This is a genomic window from Kitasatospora sp. NPDC085464, from assembly GCF_044541955.1.
GTDB lineage: Bacteria > Actinomycetota > Actinomycetes > Streptomycetales > Streptomycetaceae > Kitasatospora.
The window spans coordinates 58749-77141 of record NZ_JBITTM010000003.1 but is presented as its reverse complement, the minus strand read 5'-3'; the positions used below and the strand labels follow the sequence as shown (position 1 = coordinate 77141).

Here is an 18393-nt window from a genome sequence, read left to right as displayed (position 1 = left end):
GTTCGCGACGGCCGGACACCTAGCGTGATGCCATGACTGCAGATCGTCCTCCCGGTGCCACCGTGCTCCCACGGTTCCTCCGACACCCCAGCCCGGCGCCCCTGTTCGTGCTGGCCCTCGCCCTGCTCACCCTCGTCGCGGCCATCACCCCCGCGGCGGCCGCGCGCCGGGCGGGCGGCCTGCTCGGAGTGAACCTCGTCAACAGCAGCGACCGCGACCTGACCTTCGTCAACCTCCAGATCACCGACGGGTGCGCCAACACGAACCCGCCGGCCCGGCTCGCCGCCCTCGGCGGCACCGGACAGTTCAACGTGGGCGTGTGCAGGGGCTCCGCCGGCGCGTCGGGGACCGTCACCTACCAGGTGGCCGGCGAGAGCCAGGGCGCCGTGGTCACGCTCGGCTGGAACGTCCCGGCCCCGCTCGACGAGCCGAACACCTTCACCGAGACCGCGCCCACCGGCTACGTGGTGAGCCACACCGGGGGCACCGACCCCTTCACCCCCGTCACCTTCACCGTCGACTGCAACTCCACCACCTGCGACGGGATCCCGGACGACTGGAAGCGCAACGGCGTCACGATCCAGCCCAGCGACGGCAGCCCCGCGCAGTTCATCGACCTCAAGGCGATGGGCGCGGACGTCAACAAGCCGGACATCTTCGTCCAGGTCGACTGGATGGCGGACGACACCCACAGCCACGCGCTCACCAGCGACGCGATCAGGAAGGTGGTCGACGCCTTCAAGAACTCCCCGTACAACCGGCACAGCCCGACCACGGGGATCAACCTGCACGTCGACGAGGGCCCGGACAGCATCCTCGACTTCTCGAAGAACACCACCTGGGGGACGCTCAGCAAGGCGAAGAAGCAGACCGAGGCGGCCAACCTCGGGACGGTGGACGCCAACGGGCGCTACCTCTGGGACGACTTCAACAAGATCAAGACGGCCAAGGGCGGCTTCATCAGCACCGGCCGGAGCTCGATCTTCCACTACGCGATCTCGGCCCACAACCTGCAGCCCGGCGTGACCTACAGCGGCATCGCCGCCGGGGCCCCGAGCAGCGACTTCATCGTCACCCTGGGCAGCTTCGCCAACCAGGTCGGCGACCTCGACCAGCAGGCCGGTACCCTGATGCACGAGCTGGGGCACAACCTGGGCCTGAAGCACGCCGGGAACGCCGACACGCCCAACCACCAGCCGCAGTACTTCAGCGTGATGAACTACTCCTACCAGCTCGGCGGCCTGTCGATCGGCACGACCACCGGGATCATGGACTACTCCCGGCAGGTGGGCACGCTGAACGAGCCCACGCTGAACGAGCGCCAGTTCCCGCCCAGCACCTCGGGCTACGACGTCGCGCACTGGTGCCCGAACACCAAGCAGGGCTCGCGGTTCGTCACCGTCCAGTCGGGCGCCGGCCAGGTCGACTGGAACTGCGACGGCATGATCAGCCAGAACACCGTCGCGTTCGACACCAACAACGACACGGTGCAGACCCTGCTGCCCGGCCACGACGACTGGGGCAGCATCCAGCTGCGCGGCGGCTCGATCGCCCACTCCGGCGCGAACGGCGTCCCGGCGCCGACCGAGGAGAACGAGATGACGATGGACGACGCCGTCATGGAGCTGCCCCTCGACACGCTCCCGCCGGTCACCACGGCACGCACCCACCCGCACCCCGACCGGCACGGCGTCTTCCACTCGGACGTCACCGTGACCCTCGACGCCACCGACGACATCAGCGGCGTCGCCATGACCGACTACCGGGTCGACGGCGGCGCGTGGACGCCCTACACCGGGCCGTTCACGGTGAGCGGCAACGGCCGGCACCAGGTCGAGTACCGCTCGGTCGACCATGCGCAGAACGTGGAAGAGGTGAACTGCCTGGAGTTCCGGATCGACCTCGACCCGCACTCCCCGGAGCCCTGGCACGAGACCCAGGAGGGCTGACCGGCCCGGCGCGTGCCGCGCCGCCACCCGGGCCCGGGCCACCACACGGTGGCCCGGGCCCGTGCCGTACCCGGTCGGCGCAACGGGCTCCGCGCCGGCACTCCGGCCACCCGCGCGGCGAGGCTTAGCCCGATGGCCTGTCAGGGACGCGTCGGTCGTGGCCGGACGGCGTGCCGGAGCGGTTGCCGTGCGACGGGGTGGTACAGGTTGGAGCCGGGTCACAGTATGTGACTTTCAGCTACTCAGAGTGTCATCTTCTCTGGAAGGAGACTCATGTCCCTGCACCGGCTCCGCCCGGGCCGCGCCTTCGGGCTCGCGCTGGCACTGGCCGCCCTCACCCTCTCCGGCACGGGCACCGCCAGCGCTGTCGCACCGCACAACGGTGCGAACGACACGACCAAGTTCCGCCTGTTCCCCAACGCCACGTTCCTGCCGTGCCTGGCCGGCAACGGCAGCACTCCGCGCGTCGAGGCCGAGGTCCGCCGCGGCGAACTGAACGACACCATGGACATCCAGCTGCACGGCTTCAAGCCCGACCTCGACTTCGACCTGTTCACGGTCCAGCGCAGCAACCAGCTGGCGGACGGGAGCCCGGACCCCTCGTTCACCGGCAGCTTCGGCCTGGCCTGGTACCAGTCCGACCTCCACACCGACCACCACGGGGACGGCCGGGCCCGGATCCGCACCATCCTGCTCGACCAGATCTTCGGCTTCGACCCGGACGCGGGCCTGCCGCCCACCAACACCTTCCACGTCGGGTTCTGGTTCAACAGCCCCGCCGACGCGGCGCCCTGCGGCTTCACCGGCAGCACGCCGTTCAACGGCGAGCACAACGCCGGGCCGCTCGCCTTCATCACCCGCCCCAACGCCGTCACGGGCCTCGGCCCCCTGTGCACCGAGCCCAACACCTCGACCACCCCCGCCACCTGTAACCCCTGACCCCTCCCGCGAGGTCCTCGCTCGCCCGTCCGGACGCCTTGTCGACCGTGTCCCGGCGAGCACGGCGAGCACGGCGACCGGGAGTCGGATCGGTCGGCGGCCCGTCCCGCCGCCCGCCGGTCCGGCTCCTCGGCGCCCCCCACCCGGGTCCGCCGGCACCCCGGCGGGCGGCGGGACGGGGGCGGAGTCCGGAGCGCCGCGCTCCGGATGACATGTCCGCGGCCGTAAAATCCCAGGTCAAAGCCTTGTTCGCGACGGGTTCGCCGGTCTGGCATTCCCGGCACGGCGGCCCCCACCGCAGTCGGGGCCGCCGTCCAACCACGCCTCCCGCCGCCGTGGCCGGCCTCCCGTGGCCGAGCTGCCGCGTGGGTCGGCCCCTGACGGATCCGGACCGAGCGGCGGCCCGATTGCCGCAGCGAGCGGAACTCGATGGTCCTTCCGATTCCTCAGGCCCGGCCGGGGTGATGGCGGGTCGGCGGGTGGGCGGACGGGTCGTCGGGGGGCCTCAGCGGGTGAGGAGCCAGCCGGCCGAGACGAGGTGGATCAGGGCCAGGACGATGCAGGTGGCGACCATCGGCCGGTTGCCCCGTCGGGCGCCGAGCACCGCGTCGCCCACCTGGGCCAGCCCCGACACCACCAGCACCGGGGGGAGCGCGGTTGCGGGCCCTGCCGCCAGCGCGACCAGGGTGACCAGGCTCAGCGGCAGTGCCCGGGCGGCGTAGGCGCCGAGGAAGAACGCCCCGCCGGGGCCGAGCTGTTCGCCTTCGGCCAGTGCGAGGGACGGCCGGGCCAGGCCGACCAGGGACGAGACCCCCGACAGCAGGGCGACGGCGGCGTTGAGGCTCGCCAGTACGATCTGCATGTTCTTCTCTTATCAAATCATTCGAGCTGTGAATCATTATGGCGATTGTATGCTTCGAGGCATGGATGAAGTCAAGGGTGGCCGGCCGGCCGGCGCCGAGGGCGCAGGCATCCCCGGCACCGTGGTGTTCAAGCTCGGCACGCTCGGGACGGTCGCCGCCGACCGCTTCGCCGCCGCGGTCGAGCCACTGGGCCTCAAGCCCAAGCACGTCGGCCTGATGGTCGCCCTCACTCACGCGACGTCAGCGTCGCAACAGGACCTGGCCGCCCGACTCGGAGTGGTGCCCAGCCTGGTCGTCTCGCTGGCCGACCACCTCGAACACCTGGGCGCCGTCGAACGGGTCCGCGACCCCGCCGACCGCCGCCGCCAGATCCTCACCCTCACCGACGAGGGCCGCGAACTCCTCGCCCGGTGCACCGCCACCGCGCAGACCCTCGACCGGCAGTTCACCGCCGCCCTGACGCCGGCCCAGCTCACCGCACTGCAGCAGGCCCTCGCCGTCCTCGCAGCCGAGGCAGGTCTGCCGACGGAGTGAGACGGAATCGCCTGACCAGCCCTGCACCGTCGCGAGGAGAGTCCACGGAGGCCGAGGGACGAAGGCGGCGGCGGAATCGGGGTGTCATGCGGCACCGTTGTGCCGCCACCCGACAGTCGGCACCGCGGGCAGGGCGGCGTCGGCCGCTGCTCCGCGCCGCCCGGCCCGGGGGCGGACGGCGCGGAGCAGGCGTGAGCCTTCCGGCCGCTACCGGAGTGCGAGCATGGCGGCGGTGACGTCGCCGACCGCGGTCTCGGGGAGCGCGGTGGCGGCCTCGTCGAGGACGAGCAGCCGTGCCCCGGGGATCGCGCGGGCGATCGCCTCGCCGTTGCCGACCGGGAAGAACCGGTTGCGCCGGCCGTGGACGACGAGCGTGGGGACGCCGATCCCGGGCAGGCGTTCGCGCCAGCGGGGTGTGCAGTCGAGGCCGGAGAACACCAGGCCCAGCTGGTTGGCGAGTTGGACCGGGGGCGCGGTGCCGGGGGTACGGTCCCAGATGCGCGCGGCGGTGGCGCGAGCGGCCTCGGCATCGTCGCCGAGGATCTCCGCGCCGGCCGCGGCGAACGCGGCGACCGCCTCGCGGTCGGCCCAGTCCGGCATCGGACGCGCGAACAGCCGGCTCATCACCGCCCGGTCGTGGTCGGGGAGGTCGTCGTCGGGCGGGCCGGGGGCGACCGGGCGGGTGCCGACCAGGGTCAGCGCGCGGACCGCGTCCGGATGGTCGAGCGCGGCCACCTGGGCGACCATGCCGCCGACGCCGATTCCCGCGAGGTGCGCGGGCGCCCCGCCGAGCGCACCGGCGAGGGCCGCGGCGTCGGCGGCGAGGTCGCGCAGGGTGTAGGCGGGCGACTGCGGATCCTCCGTCGTGGACTGCCCGCTGTCACGCAGGTCGTAGCGCACCACACGCTGTCCGCCGGCGGCGAGGCGCTCGCAGAACGCGTCGGGCCAGGAGAGCATCGTCGGCCCGCCCGCGAGCAGGATCAGTGGTGCGTCCCGGTCACCGAACGACTCGATGCCGAGGGCGATCCCACGGGTGTTGACGGTGGTCATCGGGATCACCGGCTTCCGTCGTGCCCGAGGCCTCGGTCGGGTGCGTTCATGTCGCCGGTGCGGGGGGTGCCGTCGGCGAGTCCGTAGCGCAGGTACAGGGTGCCCTGGGGGCCGGCTGCCGGGGGCTGGAGGAGGGTGAGGTTGGTGGGCACCGCGCCGCCGTCGAACACCTTCTTCCCGACGCCGAGCACGATCGGGTGCACCCAGAGGTCGAGGCGGTCGAAGAGCTTCTCGCGCAGGAGGGTCTGGACGAGGTCGAGGCTTCCGACGACCTTCACGTGCTCGTGCCGGTCCCGGATCTCGCGCACCGCGGCGGGCAGGTCCGGACCGAGCCGGGTGGAGCCGGCCCACGGGAGGTCGGGCGTGCCGCGGGAGGCCACGTACTTCGGCACCCGGTTGAACAGCTCGGCGATCTCGCCGTCCTTCTGGTGCGGCCAGTGCGCGGCGAAGATGTCGTACGTCCGCCGCCCGAGCAGCAGGGCGTCCGTGCCCTCGTACGCGGCGAGGATCTGCGCCCCGGTGGCCTCGTTCAGCAGGGGCACCTGCCAGCCGCCGAAGGGGAACCCCATCGGGTCCTCGTCGGGGCCGCCGGGCGCCTGCCCGACGAGGTCGAGGGTGGTGAACAGTTCGATGTGGATCAGGCCCATGTCTGTACTCCCGATGAGTGGGTCGTTCCGGTCGGGATGTAGACCGGCCCGGGCGGCGAAACTCATCGCTGCTCGGGCATCCGGTTTCCGCACCTGCCCACCACGGCCCCCGGGGCGGCCTCGACCGGGCACCCGCGGGTCGCTGTGCCAAGCGGATCGCGGTGCCAAGCGGATCGCCGTGCCCGGTACCCCTCGGGTCAGCCGGACGTGGGCCGCAGGTTGTCGACGATCAGGCCGAGGGCGAAGTCGAAGCGGTCGTGTCCGGTGCCGGAGATCAGCTCGGCGGCGTGGCGTCGGGTCTGCGGGAACTCCTCGGCGGGCAGGGCGGTGAAGCGGTCCAGCAACTCCTCGTGGCTGAGCACCCATTCCTGGTGCTGCTGCCGGCGCCGTTGCCGCACCAGCGACTGCTCCAGCGCGTAGGCGCTGACGTAGAGGGACAGCGCGTCGCGGGCCCATCCGGCGGCCCTCGGTTCGATGCCGCCCGTGAGCAGGATCGCCAGGATTCCTTCGCCGACCCGCAGCGTTTCCAGGTTGGTCGGCACCGAGGCCAGCGCGGCGCGGGAGATCCCGGGGTACTCCAGGTACAGGTCGCGGATCTGTGCGTACACCCCGAGCAGTTGCTCACGCCAGGCGGCCGGGTCGGGTGCGGGGAGCACGACCCGGGAGTAGAGCCTGCCGATCAGCAGGTCGTCGATGTCGTCCTTGTTGACGATGTGCGCGTACAGCGACGACGGACCGGTGCCGAGCACGGCGGCGACCCGGCGGATGGTCAGCGCGTCGTACCCCTCGGTGGCGACGACCTCCAGGGCGGCGTCGGTGATCCGTTCGACGGTGATCGGCTTCCTGCGGGGTGCCGACGCGGGCTCCGCTGCGGGTCGGGCGTGGCGAGCCGCGCGGCTCTGGCGGGGATCGGGGGACATGCCGATCACTATACCTTGACGCGAACTAAGTTCGTTGAGTAGAACTTAGAACGTCAGGACGAACTAAGTTCGTCGCAATGTCCCGGAGGTGCACGATGTCCCGGAGGTGTGCGATGCGAGTTTCCGTTGTCGGAGCCGGTCTGGGAGGCCTGGCGCTCGCGCAGGGTCTGCGCGGAGCCGGGATCGAGGCCGAGGTGTTCGAGCGCGACCCGGGGATCGTCGCGCGGTTCCAGGGCTACCGGCTCGTGCTGGACCCGATCGGCTTCCAGGCGGTGCGCGACTGCCTGCCGGCGCGCTGGCACGCGCTGCTGGACGAGATCGTCACGAATGCCTCCGCCGAGCAGCTGGTCCTGGACCCGCAGCTGAACGAGATCGGCAGGCTCGGCGCCGGCCGGACCGGCATCGTGGTCGACCGGCAGGTGCTGCGGCACCTGTTGCTGACCGGCCTCACCGTGCACACCGACGCCGCGCTGACCGGCTACGACCTGGCGGCCGACGGCACGGTGCGGGCCCGGTTCGCCCGCCGCGACCCGGCCACCGCCGACCTGCTCGTCGGCGCCGACGGCGTCACCTCCGCGGTCCGCGGGGTGCTGTCGCCGCAGACCACCCCGACCGACACCGGCGTCCGGTTCGTCATCGGCCGCACCCCGCTGACCGACGAGTTCGCCGACCTGTCCAGGGCCTACGGCTCGAAGATCACGGGCGACGGCGTCAGCCTGCTGCTCGGCGCGATGCGCTTCCGTACCCCGCCGAAGCAGGCCGCCGAGCACCTGGCCCCCGACGTCACGCTGCCCGACATCGGCGACTACGTGCGCTGGGCCATGATCCTGCCGCCGAACGGCTCGCTCGGCGGCCTGACCGCGCAGGACGCCGCGCTGGCCAGGACGGAGGGCTGGCACCCGCAGCTGCGCGCGCTGATCGAGCAGGCCGACCCGGACAACAGCACGCTGCTGTCCATCCGGGTGGTCAAGCCCGGTGAGCGCTGGGCGTCCGGCCCGGTCACGCTGCTCGGCGACGCGATCCACGCCACCTCCCCGACCGGCGGCAACGGCGCGAACACCGCGCTGCGCGACGCCGACCTGCTGCGCCGCCGCCTGATCGAGGCCGACGAAGGCCGCCGGGACCTGCTCGACGCGGTCGGCGACTACGAGCGGCAGATGTTCGAGTACGGCGCCGAGGCCGTGCGCAGCAGTCTCGCGAAGCTGCCCGCCTTCGCCCCGGAGGCGAAGCTGTCCTGAAAGGGAGCCGTCCAGAAGCGGAGCCGTCCTGAGGAGCGGTGCGGTGCGGACGGGCTGCCACGGGGGTGGTGATGGCATGATCGCAGCCGTTGTGCGGGCGCCGCCCCTTCCCGGTGCGGCCGGGGTCTTCGGCGGGAGAGTTGCATGAGTGCTGCGCGGGTTGCTGTCGTCACCAGTGGGGTCGGCCTCGAATACGACGTGGACCTCCCGCTGATCGTGGACGCGCTGCGCTCCGGTGGGCTGTCGGCGGAGCCGGTGGTGTGGGACGCGGACGTGAACGCGGACCCCGGGGCCTGGGGCCGGTTCGACCTGGCCGTCATCCGATCGACCTGGGACTACGTGGAACGGCTCGACGAGTTCCTGGCCTGGGCGGACACCACGGCGGGCGCCACCCGGCTGTGGAACCCCGCGCCCGTGGTCCGCTGGAACAGCGACAAGCACTACCTGGGGGAGCTCGCCCGGAGCGGGGTCGCCGTCGTGCCGACCCGGTTCCTCGACCCCGGAAGCGCCTGCACCCCGGCGGACTTCGGCGGGGCGGACGGTGTGGTGGTCAAGCCGGCGGTCTCCGCGGGCGCCGTGGACACCGCGCGCTACGAGCCCGGCCGGCACGCGGAAGCCGCCCGTCATGCCCGGATGCTGCTGGAGCAGGGCCGCAGCGTGATGGTCCAGCCGTACCTGCCTCGGGTGGCGGAGGGAGAACGCGCGCTGATCTTCATCGGCGGTGCCTTCAGCCACGCGATCCGCAAGGACCCCCTGCTGACGGAGCCCGGTGTGATCGACAACGACCGGGTGCCGCACCTCGGCGTCGCACCGTACCGGCCGACCGAGGCCGAACTCCGCACCGCATCGGCGGCGTTGGCCGCGGTCCCGTCGCCCGGCGCGCTGCTGTTCGCCAGGGTGGACCTGGTGCTGGACAACGCCGGGGAACCGGTCGTCCTGGAACTGGAGCTCATCGAACCGAACCTGTTCCTCCGGACCAGTGCGGAAGGACCGGGGCGCCTCACCGAAGCCGTCGCGGCGCGGGCCGGAGCACAGCGGCGCTGACCCTGCGGAGAGTCGGGGCAGCTGGACGGCAGCAACGCAGCTCGCGCGGACGAGGACCTGGAGCGCCGGTACGAGGAGCGCGAGCAGCGGCGGCAGGGCGGGGCGGGGTGAGGCACCGGACCCACCGGTCCGGTCCGCGGACAGGTCACGGCCCTGTCCGCGGACCGGAGCGGCCGGGTCGGGCCGTCACGCGAAGCGCGAGCTCCGGACCGGGCCGGCCGAGCCGATGCGGTCACGCGGGCCCGCGGCGGGCCAGCCGGTGGCGCGGGTGACGAAGGCCGTGAGGACGTCGTCCCCGTCGGGCGGGGTCTGACCGTCCCCCGCCGGGGCGGTCGGAGCGGCGGCCAGGATCGCCTCGGCGAGTTCCTCGGCCGAGCGCCGGTCGGGCCCGGCCTCCTCCGGTTCGCCGTCCTCGCCGAACTGCAGGCCGGGCTCCCACGGGGCGTTCACGATCTGCCCCAGCAGGGTGGACACGTCGGCCGTGACCGCGGGCGGGTCGGTCCAGCAGGTGGCGTGCTCGAAGAGCAGCTGGCCCTCCGCCCGTTCGCGCAGCTGCGCCACCTCGGCGGGATCGCACTCGTTCAGGTCGTACGCGACCACCAGCACGTCCGGCTGCCCCGGCCGGAACGGCGCCGCCGGCACGCCGAGCAGCTGCGCCGCGGCCAGTCCGAGGGCCCGGCTGCCCCGGTCGGTCAGTAGGGCGACCGACGCGGGCTTGCGGCCGGTCGCGGCGAGCACGGTGCGCAGGCGTTCCAGACCGTGGCGGCACTGGTCGAAGTCGTCCTGCAGGTACGCCCAGCGGCCGGTCATGCCCTGGTCGTAGCCGTGCGGGGAGAGGGTGGTGAGCAGGCCACCGGTGAGCACGTGGTGCCAGCCGCGCAGGTCCCGGTCGTCGGCGGGAGGCAGGGCCGCGGCCCGCTCCAGCATCCGCCCGACCCGCTGCCCCGGGCCGACCCAGACCCCCTCCGGGGCCGACAGCGCCTCGTAAACCTCGCGGGCCAGGGATATCCGGCCGGCCATCAGCGCGTTGTAGACCGTCAGGTACCGGTCGGGCCAGTCGCCGAGGCGGGCGTCGTGCTCGCGCAGCACGGCCAGTGCCTCGGTGTGCCGCTCGCAGCCCTCCAGGGCGGACACCAGCTCCAGCAGCACCTTGCGCAGACCGGGCTGTCGGCCGCTCTGCTCCTTGGGCTTGCGGCGGAACAGGCCGGTGCGGGCCGCGGGGGCGGGCGATGCCTGGACCAGGCGCAGCGCCTCCCGCAGCGCGGGGACGGCCACCGCGTCGATGCCGCGCTCGACGCAGGCGTAGCCGTAGGCGTAGAGCCGGTCGGCCTGCCCGGGCCCGGCCGCCAGCGCTGTCGAAGCCTCGGCCAGGTCCTCGAAGCCGGCGCCCCTGGCCAACTCGGCCACCAGCGCTGCGGTCTCGGCGGGCGGGAGGCGGTCTGCGGCGGAGCGCAGCACCCGCATCGATCCCTGCGAGTCACCGGACTCGAAGAGCTTCCGGGCTTCGGACAGTTCGGTGGCCATGTGTCTCCGGGGTCGGGGTGTCAGGACCTCAGGATGATCGTCGACGGGCCGCCGCCCGGGCAACCCGGTTTCCGCCGGCCGTCCGCCGTGCACCTGCCGACGGTCCGCTACTGCTCCGCCGGCCGTCCGCCGTGCACCTGCCGACGGTCCGCCAGGGGCCCGCCGACGGTCCGCCACAAGGACCCGGACGGTCAGCTCGCCGTGCTCCCCGCCCGGGGAGTGATGACGGGAGCCGTCCGGGAGGCGGTCCGGGAGGCGGTGAGGCTGCCGAGGAGGTTCAGCGCCTCCTCCGCCGGACTTCCGGGCGGGGCCGTGTAGATCACGAGGAGGTGGTGGGCGGCGCCGGGGACCTGGAAGGACTCGTAACCGAGCGTCAGCTCTCCGACCGCGGGGTGCCGGAAGCGCTTGGGACCATGGGTCTTCTCGTGGACGTGGTGGGTGGCCCACAGCTTGCGGAAGGTCTCGCTGCCCAGCGACAGTTCGCCGACCAGGCGCACGAGTTCGGGGTCGTGCGGGTGGCGTCCGGCGGCCATGCGCAGGATGCCGACCGTGGTGCGCGCGGCTTCGTTCCAGTCCAGGTGGATCTCTCGCGCGTCGGGGTCCAGGAAGATCCGGCGGGCCATGTTCCGTTCGCGCGGCGGGAGGTTGGGGAAGTCGGCGATCAGCGCGGCTGCCGGTCGGTTCCAGGCCAGGACGTCGTTGCGGTCGTTCATGATCATGGCGGGGGCGGTCGGGACGGCCTCGACCACCTGCCGCAGGGTGGACCGCAGCCCGTCCGCCCGTCCACCGGCCGCTGCCCTCGCCGCGGCACGGCGGGGCGGCCGGGCCAGGTCGTACAGATGGGCGCGCTCGGCCGGCCCGAGCCGCAGCGCCCTGCCGAGTGCGTCCAGGACCGCGTCGGAGGGCCGGTCCGCGCGCCCCTGTTCCAGGCGGACGTAGTAGTCGGTGCTCAGCCCGACGAGCTCCGCGACCTCTTCGCGGCGCAGGCCGGGCACCCGGCGCCGGCCGGTCGCCGGCAGGCCCGCGTCGGCGGGTGACACCAGGGCTCGCCGGGCGCGGAGGTAGTCGCCGAGGCTGCCGGCGATCATGATCGGGTCGGCCATGCGCCCCAGTATGGGGGGCATCGGCAGGGGTGCACCGGTCGGAAGGTGGCCCTGTCAGTCCCAGGGAACGGCGCTCTCTTCATCCGCCGGCGCCGGTTGCGAACGATCGAGGGCATGTCCACACCTTCCTCTCCCGATGTTCACGGGCGCGGCTACTGGCCCACGGTGGTCGCGGTCGGGTCCGCCAGCATGATGCTGCCGTTCTCCGTGACCGGGGCCGCCGTGGCCCTGCCGAACATGGCCTCCGACCTGGGCTCCTCGGTCGGTGCCGCACAGTGGATGCTGAACGCCTTCAACATCACCTTCGCCGCGCTGCCGCTCGCGGCCGGCAGCCTCGCCGACCGGCTCGGCAGGCGCCGCGTCCTGCTGACCGGCATCGCACTGGTCGGAGCGGTGTCCCTGCTGGTCGCACTGGCACCCTCCATGGCCGTGGCCGACGCGGCCAGGGCCGTCCAGGGGTGCGGGGCCGCGGCCGTGCTGGCCTCGGGAGCAGCGGTGCTGGCCCACTCCACGTCCGGGCGGCGCCGGCAGCTGGCTTTCGGCATCCTCGGCTCCTCCTTCGGTACGGGCCTGGCGATCGGGCCGCTGCTCGCCGGAGCGCTGGTCGAGTCGGCCGGCTGGCGGTCGGTGTTCGTCCTGGTCGCGGCGATGTCCGTCCCCGCGTGGCTGTGCGCCACCCGGGCCCCGGAATCCCGCAACCCCGCCCGGCCCGCCCTCGACGTGGCCGGGCTGGTCGCCTTCACGGCCGGGCTGGCCTGCCTGTCCTTCGCCTTCGTCCGCGCCGGATCCGCCGGTTGGAGCGCACCGAGCACCCTGCTGCTGCTCGCGGCGGCCGTGGCGCTGGTCGCGCTGTTCGCTGCGGTCGAAGTCCGGCTGGGGGAGCGCGCGATGTTCGACGTCCGCCTGTTCCGCAGACCCGGATTCGTCGCGGTGGTCTGCCAACCCTTCACGGTCACCCTGGGCTTCGTCATCCTGCTGGTCTACCTGCCCGCCTACCTCCAGGGCGTCGCCGACCGCACCGCCGTGGCCGGCGGCCTGCTCCTGCTGCCGATGACCGCCCCGGTCCTGCTCCTGCCGCTCGCCGCCGGTCACCTGGCCGCCCGCACCTCCGTGCGAACGGTGCTGACCTGTGCCTCCGCACTGATCGCGATCGGATCCCTGCTCCTGGTGACCCTGCACAGCAACGGATCGTGGGCGGAACTGGCGCTCCCCCTGCTGCCCTTCGGCGTCGGCGTGGGACTGGCGTTCGGGGTCATGGACAACGCCGCCGTGAGCACCGTCCCGGTCCGGAACGCCGGAGCCGCGGCAGGCATCTTCAACACGATGCGCATCACCGGCGAGTCCGTCGCCGTCGCGGGCGCCGCGGCCCTGCTCACCACGCTCACCGCCACCCGGCTCCACGGCGGCGGCCTCCCCTCCGCCTCGGCAACCCGGATCGCCGGGCGAGCCGTCCAGGGACAGGTGGCCGGAGCACATCACGCAGCGCTGGCAGAAGGCTTGACCAGCGCCTTCCACACGCTCGGCCTCGTCCTGGCGGCCCTGTCCACGCTCGGCGCGGTCCTCACCCACCTCGCGCTCGCACCCCACCGCACCGCCGAGCAGCCGTGACGCCGCCGCAGCCCTTCGTGTCAGAGCGGCCGGATAGGTTGCGGGCATGGTGGAGACGGGTGTGGAGAGCGTGCGGGCCGACTACGAGCGGCTGGCCCAGCGGGTCCGTAACGAGCTCGCCGCGGCCGGGCTGCCGGTGGTCGCGCCCGGTCTGGCCGTCGAGGTGGCCGTCGGTGCGGAGGTCATCGTCGACATGGCGGACCTCCTCTTCTTCGACGAGGGGGATCCGGAAGTCGTCGTGACCTGGAGGGTCGGTCCCCAGCTGCGGAGCAATGTCATAGCTGACGCCATGCATCAACGAGGGGTCACCGAGGCGATCCGGCACTGCGGAGAGGTCGAGGCCGCCATGGCCGACGCGATGATCGCGATCCTGTCGGCGGCCGGATTCACCGCCCGGAACCACGGCAACGACCTGAGCCCGTTCGATGTCCAGGTCCTCGCCGGTCCCCAGCCCGACCGAAGGCCGGGCTGGGCCCTCCCGGATGTGAGCCCGGTTCCGGCCGTCGGCTCCGAGGCCGGCTGACCTGCCGGTCGACGGTCCTGAGGAGTCGACGGTCCTGAGGAGTCGACGGTCCTGAGGGGCCGGCGGCCGCACGTGACGATGGGAGACACCTGTGCGGGACGGCTTTTCCGATGGATTCCTGACGCGGCTGGCACACGAGACGCATCCGGTGGACCTGATGCGCCTCTATCTGGTGCACGGCTCGGTCGAACGGATCCCCGGCCTCCTGGCCGATCCGGAGACACTGTCGTTCGAGTACCTGAGCCGGCACGTCTCTGCCGAGAGCCGCGCCGGCCACGGCGACGCGGACACGTTCTCGCTCTGCATCAGGAACAGGGTCCACGGGCGGCTGTACGGGCTGGAGTTCAGGATCCACTTCGTCGACGGTGAGCCGTATGCCGACGCGGTGATTCCGTTCGGTGCGTCCGTCGGCCTGCCCCGGTTCATGCACCACCTCCGCGGGAACCACGGCTCGGGCGGAGCCCCGGGCGACTGGGACTTCGAGGTGTACACCGACGTGCGCGATCTCCGCGAGAGTGTCGTGCTGTTCGGGAACCAGCGCGAGGTCTGGTTCCAGGTCAACCGTGGCCCGGTGGTGGCCGGCCGGTCCGCGGTCGTACCGGGGAACCGGGGTCGGCTGACAACGGGCCGTCTGCACGGCAACCGGTTCGGGACGGATGCCCGACTGCACGCGGGCGGCGTGCTGTTCCCGGACCGCCTCGCCGCCGTCGAGGGTGCCACGGCCGAGGCGCGGGCGTACCGGCGGTACGTGGCCAGGCTGCGCGATCCGCTGCCCCTGCGGGCGGGCCGGCCGGGCAGCGCCGGGTTCGGCGCCACGAGTCGGCCGCGCTCCGTGCGTTGATCGATGCCGGGTCGCGCGATCGCGTGGCCGGGCCCGGGTGGGTGCGGCGCCGTGGACGACGCCGAGGGGCCCGGTGCGCGTGGTGTGCGCACCGGGCCCCTCGGAGGTGGTCCCGGGCGGCCCCGGATTCGGCTTGTGGCGTCCGTCGCGGGGCGTGCGGGTGACCGGCGGGTGTGGGGCCGGTCAGTAGTTGTGGTGGATCTGCCAGTAGGCCCAGGCGGCGTTCGGGCTGCCGTAGCGGCCGTTCATGTAGTCGTAGGCCCACTTGATCTGGGTGGAGGCGCTGGTCTTCCAGTCGGCGCCGGCGGAGGCCATCTTGTTGCCGGGCAGGGCCTGGCCCAGGCCGTAGGCGCCCGAGGAGGGGTTGGTCGCGGTGACGTTCCAGCCGCTCTCGTGGGAGATGATCTGGCTGAAGGAGGCGAGCTGGTCGGCGGGGACGATGCTCGCGGCCAGCTCCTGCGGCGTGGTGGCCGAGGCGGCGGTCGGGACGACGGCGGCGCCGATGACGGCGATGCCGGCGGCGGCGGTGAGCAGGGCGGCGGACTTGCGCATGCGGGTGGCGATCACGGGCATGTGGGAGTTCGACCTCAATCATGGGGGTGCCTCGTCCCGCGGCTCGGCCGGCCCGGCAGGGCCGGCGGGCGGGAGTCGACACCGGGGCGGTCACGGATGGTGACCGCCGGCGGAAGTTGCGGCAGTGGATCGGACCACCGCCGCAGCTGGCGACTCAGCCATTGTTAGCGGGCTCGGGGCCCGGGTCCAAGGGGTGCCCGTTACGACGCTGCGTCGTAGTCGAGCCAGGTGGACGTGCCCGGCGGAGGCCGGCTCGATACCCGCCGTTCAGGCAGGCAAACCTGGATATATTCGGACATTTACGTCAGTCTTTGCCGGTTTGCGCCGGGAAACAGTGGGGCTCCGGCCACACGCACGGCAGCGTGGCAGGGGCCGTGGCCGGCCAGTTCGACACCGGCGGCGGGACGGGGGGAGCGATCCACTAGGAAGGGTAGGAGGTGCGTGGAGCGCGTGACGACCGTCACGGGCCACCCCGGTCCGACACCCGGCCGGAGGGGATCCAGCTCACATCGAGGTGACGGTCGGCAACCACCCGGTGGCACCGACACGCGCTCGCCGAGCCGGTGCCGTGACCGAGGGAGACCGTCCGCTGCCGGGACCGAGGGAGACCGTCCGCTGCCGGGCCGACGCCTACGGTGCGACGAGCACCGCGACGCCGGTCACGCGGTCGGCGGCGAGGTCCGCGAGTGCCGTGTCCGCCTGGCGTAGGGGGTAGCGGGTCACGTGGACCGCCGGGCGGGTGCGGGCCGCCTCCGCGAGGAACGCCAGGCCGTCGGCCCGGGTGTTGGCGGTGACGCTGCGCAGCGTCCGCTCCTGGAAGAGGTGCCGCTGGTAGTTCAGGGCCGGGATGTCGCTGAGGTGGATGCCGGCGACGGAGAGCGTGCCGCCGCGGTCCAGGGCCGCGAGGGCGACCGGCACGAGTTCGCCGACCGGCGCGAAGAGGATGGCGGCGTCCAACGGCTCCGGCGGCGGGTCGAAGGAGTCACCGGCGAAACCGGCGCCGAGCTCCAGGGCCAGGCGCCGCGCGTTCGCGCCGCGGGTGAACACGTGCACGCGGGCGCCCCGGGCCAGGGCGACCTGGGCGGTCAGGTGCGCGGAGGCGCCGAATCCGTAGATGCCCAGGAGTCCGCCCGCCGGCAGCTGTGCCCGCTCCAGGGCCCGGTAGCCGATGATCCCGGCGCACAGCAGCGGAGCCAGTTCCTCGGCCGGCGGGCCCTCGGGCAGCCGGTAGGCGAACCGGGCGTCCGCGGCGACGTGTCCGGCGTAGCCGCCGTGCCGGTCCCAGCCGGTGTAGCGCGAACCGGGGCAGAGGTTCTCCCGCCCGCTCCGGCAGTACGTGCAGTGGCCGCAGGTCCCGGCCAGCCAGGCCACCCCGGCCCGGTCCCCGACGGCGAAGCCCTCGACCGCCGGGCCGGCCGCCCGTACGCGCCCGACCGCCTCGTGCCCCGGCGTGCACCGGGCCGTCCGAGGGGCGAGGTCCCCCTCGGCGAGGTGCAGGTCGGTGCGGCACACGCCGCAGGCCTCCACCTCCAGCAGGATCTCGTGCGGCCCGGGGGCGGCCAGCGGCCGCCGCTCCCAGACCAGCGGCGCCGGGTGTGCCGGGCCGATCGGCCCGGGGCGGTCCACCACCCAGCCCTCGGTCGTCCCCGGTACGGCGCCCGCCGTGTTCATCGCTGCCTCCCGCCTGTCCGCCGCCTGCTTGCCGCCGTCAGGCCGGCCGGGTCGGAGCCGCCCGTGCCGAGCGCGGCGGGCGGGTGGGTGCCCATCGGTCGGCGGCGCGGCGCGGGACGTGGCCGGGAGGATCCGGCGGTCGAGGCCGGTCACGAGGGCGAAGCGGCCGCTACCTCCAGCGTGCGCCGCGGACGGCAGCGCCGCAGGACGGCGGAACCGTGGGCCGGCCGCCGACTGCGGTGGTCGCCCCGCCGGCATCACGCGCGGCGTCACGCGCCGGCTCCGGAGGGCGCTGCTGCGCCGGGGGCCGCGGGCCGGAGCCGGGTGGTGGCCTGCCACTCGCGCGGGGACATGCCGTACGTCGTCCGGAAGGACCGGCTGAAGTGCGAGGGGCTCACGAAGCCCCAGCGGTGGGCCACCGCCGAGATGGCCGGCATCGTCCGGGCCGGACGGGACAGCTCGCGCCGGCAGCGGTCCAGCCGTTCGCGCTGCACCCAGCGGCCGACCGTCGTCCCCTCGGCGCGGAACAGCTTGTGCAGGTAGCGCACCGAGATGTGGTGCGCTTCGGCGATCCGGGCGGGCGAGAGGTCGGGGTCGCCCAGGTGACGCAGGATGTAGTCCTCGATCCGGGCGAGCATCCCCCGCGCGGCCTCCGCGGGCTGCCGGACCGCCCGGCCCTGACGCTCGCGGACCAGTACCGCCAGCAGGTCGGCGGTGGTCAGGGCGAGCCGGTGTCCGGTGCCGGGGTCGAAGTCCGCCGCCTGTGCGGCGAGCCGGTTCAGGTAGCCGGCGATCAGCCCGGAGGTTCCCGAACTGCCGTTGAACACCGTCCCCGTGACGGCCCGCAGCTCGTCGTCGGTCACCCCGAGGGCCGCCTTGGGCAGCCGGAACGCGGTGAAGCGGAAGGGTTCGGGATGCTCCCGCCGGTAGGGACGGCCCGCGTCCGAGCAGGTGAAGGCGCCCGGTCCCACCAGCGCCTGCCGGCCGTCCTGGGTGAGCCGGGCGGTGCCCCGCTGCTGGAGGGTGACCGTCAGGAACTCCGCGCCGCCCTGGGAGATGCGGCGCCTGCTGCGGGACGCGGTCTGCGGGCCCGCCTCGACCTCGGATATCCGGAGCGGGCCGAGGCGCCGGCTGGTGATCGTCCCGGCCGGGCAGACGTCCTCGTGCGCGATGAGGTCGAGCGGGACGAACGTGCCGGACACCAGCGCGTGCCAGTGTCCGGCGCGGTCGCGGGGTGACGTCGCGGGGGACATCGCAGGTGACGTCGCGGGGGACGTGTGCGGGGGCAGGGTGACGAGGGTGACGGACATGAGGGCTCCGTGTGCAGTGCGGGTGGTTCTCCCACCCACTCTCGGGCCGGTCGGCG

Annotated in this window: 17 protein-coding genes; 8 read left to right on the top strand and 9 right to left on the bottom strand. The window is 73.4% G+C overall.

What is annotated here, in order from left to right; translation table 11 throughout:
• The first annotated feature begins 32 nt into the window (after window positions 1-32).
• Window positions 33-1949: an OmpL47-type beta-barrel domain-containing protein gene (locus tag ACIGG8_RS03555; RefSeq protein WP_396545388.1), complete on the top strand. Its 1917-nt coding sequence runs from the start codon at window positions 33-35 to the stop codon at window positions 1947-1949.
• A gap of 273 nt (window positions 1950-2222) precedes the next feature.
• Window positions 2223-2888, top strand: a complete 666-nt coding sequence (locus ACIGG8_RS03550; protein ID WP_396545386.1) for a hypothetical protein — start codon at window positions 2223-2225, stop codon at window positions 2886-2888.
• 505 nt (window positions 2889-3393) lie between these two features.
• Here the strand turns inward: ACIGG8_RS03550 and ACIGG8_RS03545 are convergent.
• On the bottom strand, window positions 3394-3750 hold the full coding sequence (locus tag ACIGG8_RS03545; RefSeq protein WP_396545384.1) for a hypothetical protein: 357 nt from the start codon (window positions 3748-3750) through the stop codon (window positions 3394-3396).
• Between the two features lie 61 nt (window positions 3751-3811).
• Between ACIGG8_RS03545 and ACIGG8_RS03540 the strand changes: the two genes are divergently transcribed.
• The gene (locus ACIGG8_RS03540; RefSeq protein WP_396545382.1) at window positions 3812-4285 is read left to right on the top strand and encodes a MarR family winged helix-turn-helix transcriptional regulator; all 474 of its coding nucleotides are present in this window, start codon (window positions 3812-3814) and stop codon (window positions 4283-4285) included.
• Between the two features lie 207 nt (window positions 4286-4492).
• On the opposite strand, the gene ACIGG8_RS03535 is transcribed toward ACIGG8_RS03540, so the two are convergent.
• From ACIGG8_RS03535 to ACIGG8_RS03525, 3 genes are all read right to left on the bottom strand, one after another.
• Entirely contained in the window at window positions 4493-5335 is an 843-nt protein-coding gene (locus ACIGG8_RS03535; RefSeq protein ID WP_396545380.1) for an alpha/beta fold hydrolase, read from the bottom strand.
• 5 nt (window positions 5336-5340) lie between these two features.
• Window positions 5341-5982 (bottom strand): dihydrofolate reductase family protein, encoded by a 642-nt coding sequence (locus ACIGG8_RS03530; protein ID WP_396545378.1) that lies wholly within the window; start codon window positions 5980-5982, stop codon window positions 5341-5343.
• A 197-nt stretch (window positions 5983-6179) separates the two neighbouring features.
• A complete protein-coding gene (locus ACIGG8_RS03525) occupies window positions 6180-6902 on the bottom strand; it encodes a TetR/AcrR family transcriptional regulator (protein ID WP_396545376.1) in 723 nt (240 codons plus the stop codon).
• Window positions 6903-7015: 113 nt separating this feature from the next.
• Here ACIGG8_RS03525 and ACIGG8_RS03520 point away from each other — a divergent pair, with 113 nt between their 5' ends.
• Both ACIGG8_RS03520 and ACIGG8_RS03515 read left to right on the top strand, forming a co-directional pair.
• Window positions 7016-8140, top strand: coding sequence for an FAD-dependent oxidoreductase (locus ACIGG8_RS03520; protein WP_396545374.1), 1125 nt, complete (start codon window positions 7016-7018; stop codon window positions 8138-8140).
• A gap of 144 nt (window positions 8141-8284) precedes the next feature.
• A complete protein-coding gene (locus tag ACIGG8_RS03515) occupies window positions 8285-9184 on the top strand; it encodes a RimK family alpha-L-glutamate ligase (RefSeq protein WP_396545372.1) in 900 nt (299 codons plus the stop codon).
• 186 nt (window positions 9185-9370) lie between these two features.
• Here ACIGG8_RS03515 and ACIGG8_RS03510 read toward each other — a convergent pair whose 3' ends face one another.
• Both ACIGG8_RS03510 and ACIGG8_RS03505 read right to left on the bottom strand, forming a co-directional pair.
• Window positions 9371-10708 carry a hypothetical protein gene (locus tag ACIGG8_RS03510; protein ID WP_396545370.1) on the bottom strand — a complete coding sequence of 446 codons (1338 nt, stop codon included), beginning with the start codon at window positions 10706-10708 and terminating at the stop codon, window positions 9371-9373.
• A 191-nt stretch (window positions 10709-10899) separates the two neighbouring features.
• On the bottom strand, window positions 10900-11811 hold the full coding sequence (locus tag ACIGG8_RS03505) for a helix-turn-helix transcriptional regulator (RefSeq protein WP_396545368.1): 912 nt from the start codon (window positions 11809-11811) through the stop codon (window positions 10900-10902).
• Window positions 11812-11925: 114 nt separating this feature from the next.
• Here ACIGG8_RS03505 and ACIGG8_RS03500 point away from each other — a divergent pair, with 114 nt between their 5' ends.
• From ACIGG8_RS03500 to ACIGG8_RS03490, 3 genes are all read left to right on the top strand, one after another.
• Entirely contained in the window at window positions 11926-13419 is a 1494-nt protein-coding gene (locus ACIGG8_RS03500) for an MFS transporter (RefSeq protein WP_396545366.1), read from the top strand.
• A 46-nt stretch (window positions 13420-13465) separates the two neighbouring features.
• Window positions 13466-13942, top strand: coding sequence for a hypothetical protein (locus ACIGG8_RS03495; protein ID WP_396545364.1), 477 nt, complete (start codon window positions 13466-13468; stop codon window positions 13940-13942).
• A 157-nt stretch (window positions 13943-14099) separates the two neighbouring features.
• Window positions 14100-14783 (top strand): hypothetical protein, encoded by a 684-nt coding sequence (locus tag ACIGG8_RS03490; RefSeq protein WP_396545362.1) that lies wholly within the window; start codon window positions 14100-14102, stop codon window positions 14781-14783.
• Window positions 14784-14966: 183 nt separating this feature from the next.
• Here the strand turns inward: ACIGG8_RS03490 and ACIGG8_RS03485 are convergent, their stop codons facing one another.
• The 3 genes from ACIGG8_RS03485 to ACIGG8_RS03475 form a co-directional block, all read right to left on the bottom strand.
• Window positions 14967-15356 (bottom strand): lytic transglycosylase domain-containing protein, encoded by a 390-nt coding sequence (locus ACIGG8_RS03485; protein ID WP_396545360.1) that lies wholly within the window; start codon window positions 15354-15356, stop codon window positions 14967-14969.
• A gap of 630 nt (window positions 15357-15986) precedes the next feature.
• Window positions 15987-17027 carry a zinc-dependent alcohol dehydrogenase family protein gene (locus ACIGG8_RS03480; RefSeq protein WP_396545358.1) on the bottom strand — a complete coding sequence of 347 codons (1041 nt, stop codon included), beginning with the start codon at window positions 17025-17027 and terminating at the stop codon, window positions 15987-15989.
• A gap of 269 nt (window positions 17028-17296) precedes the next feature.
• A complete protein-coding gene (locus tag ACIGG8_RS03475; protein ID WP_396545749.1) occupies window positions 17297-18280 on the bottom strand; it encodes a helix-turn-helix domain-containing protein in 984 nt (327 codons plus the stop codon).
• Between the last annotated feature and the right edge of the window lie 113 nt (window positions 18281-18393).

Excerpts from the sequence above, each read along its gene's own strand:
- ACIGG8_RS03475 (WP_396545749.1), bottom strand. The coding sequence starts at position 18,280 with ATGTCCCCCGCGACGTCACCCCGCGACCGCGCCGGACACTGGCACGCG.
- ACIGG8_RS03530 (WP_396545378.1), bottom strand. The coding sequence starts at position 5,982 with ATGGGCCTGATCCACATCGAACTGTTCACCACCCTCGACCTCGTCGGG.
- ACIGG8_RS03510 (WP_396545370.1), bottom strand. The coding sequence starts at position 10,708 with ATGGCCACCGAACTGTCCGAAGCCCGGAAGCTCTTCGAGTCCGGTGAC.
- ACIGG8_RS03505 (WP_396545368.1), bottom strand. The coding sequence starts at position 11,811 with ATGGCCGACCCGATCATGATCGCCGGCAGCCTCGGCGACTACCTCCGC.
- ACIGG8_RS03555 (WP_396545388.1), top strand. The coding sequence starts at position 33 with ATGACTGCAGATCGTCCTCCCGGTGCCACCGTGCTCCCACGGTTCCTC.
- ACIGG8_RS03480 (WP_396545358.1), bottom strand. The coding sequence starts at position 17,027 with ATGAACACGGCGGGCGCCGTACCGGGGACGACCGAGGGCTGGGTGGTG.
- ACIGG8_RS03520 (WP_396545374.1), top strand. The coding sequence starts at position 7,016 with ATGCGAGTTTCCGTTGTCGGAGCCGGTCTGGGAGGCCTGGCGCTCGCG.
- ACIGG8_RS03490 (WP_396545362.1), top strand. The coding sequence starts at position 14,100 with ATGCGCCTCTATCTGGTGCACGGCTCGGTCGAACGGATCCCCGGCCTC.
- ACIGG8_RS03495 (WP_396545364.1), top strand. The coding sequence starts at position 13,466 with ATGGTGGAGACGGGTGTGGAGAGCGTGCGGGCCGACTACGAGCGGCTG.
- ACIGG8_RS03550 (WP_396545386.1), top strand. The coding sequence starts at position 2,223 with ATGTCCCTGCACCGGCTCCGCCCGGGCCGCGCCTTCGGGCTCGCGCTG.
- ACIGG8_RS03540 (WP_396545382.1), top strand. The coding sequence starts at position 3,812 with ATGGATGAAGTCAAGGGTGGCCGGCCGGCCGGCGCCGAGGGCGCAGGC.
- ACIGG8_RS03545 (WP_396545384.1), bottom strand. The coding sequence starts at position 3,750 with ATGCAGATCGTACTGGCGAGCCTCAACGCCGCCGTCGCCCTGCTGTCG.
- ACIGG8_RS03525 (WP_396545376.1), bottom strand. The coding sequence starts at position 6,902 with ATGTCCCCCGATCCCCGCCAGAGCCGCGCGGCTCGCCACGCCCGACCC.
- ACIGG8_RS03500 (WP_396545366.1), top strand. The coding sequence starts at position 11,926 with ATGTCCACACCTTCCTCTCCCGATGTTCACGGGCGCGGCTACTGGCCC.
- ACIGG8_RS03515 (WP_396545372.1), top strand. The coding sequence starts at position 8,285 with ATGAGTGCTGCGCGGGTTGCTGTCGTCACCAGTGGGGTCGGCCTCGAA.
- ACIGG8_RS03485 (WP_396545360.1), bottom strand. The coding sequence starts at position 15,356 with ATGCCCGTGATCGCCACCCGCATGCGCAAGTCCGCCGCCCTGCTCACC.
- ACIGG8_RS03535 (WP_396545380.1), bottom strand. The coding sequence starts at position 5,335 with ATGACCACCGTCAACACCCGTGGGATCGCCCTCGGCATCGAGTCGTTC.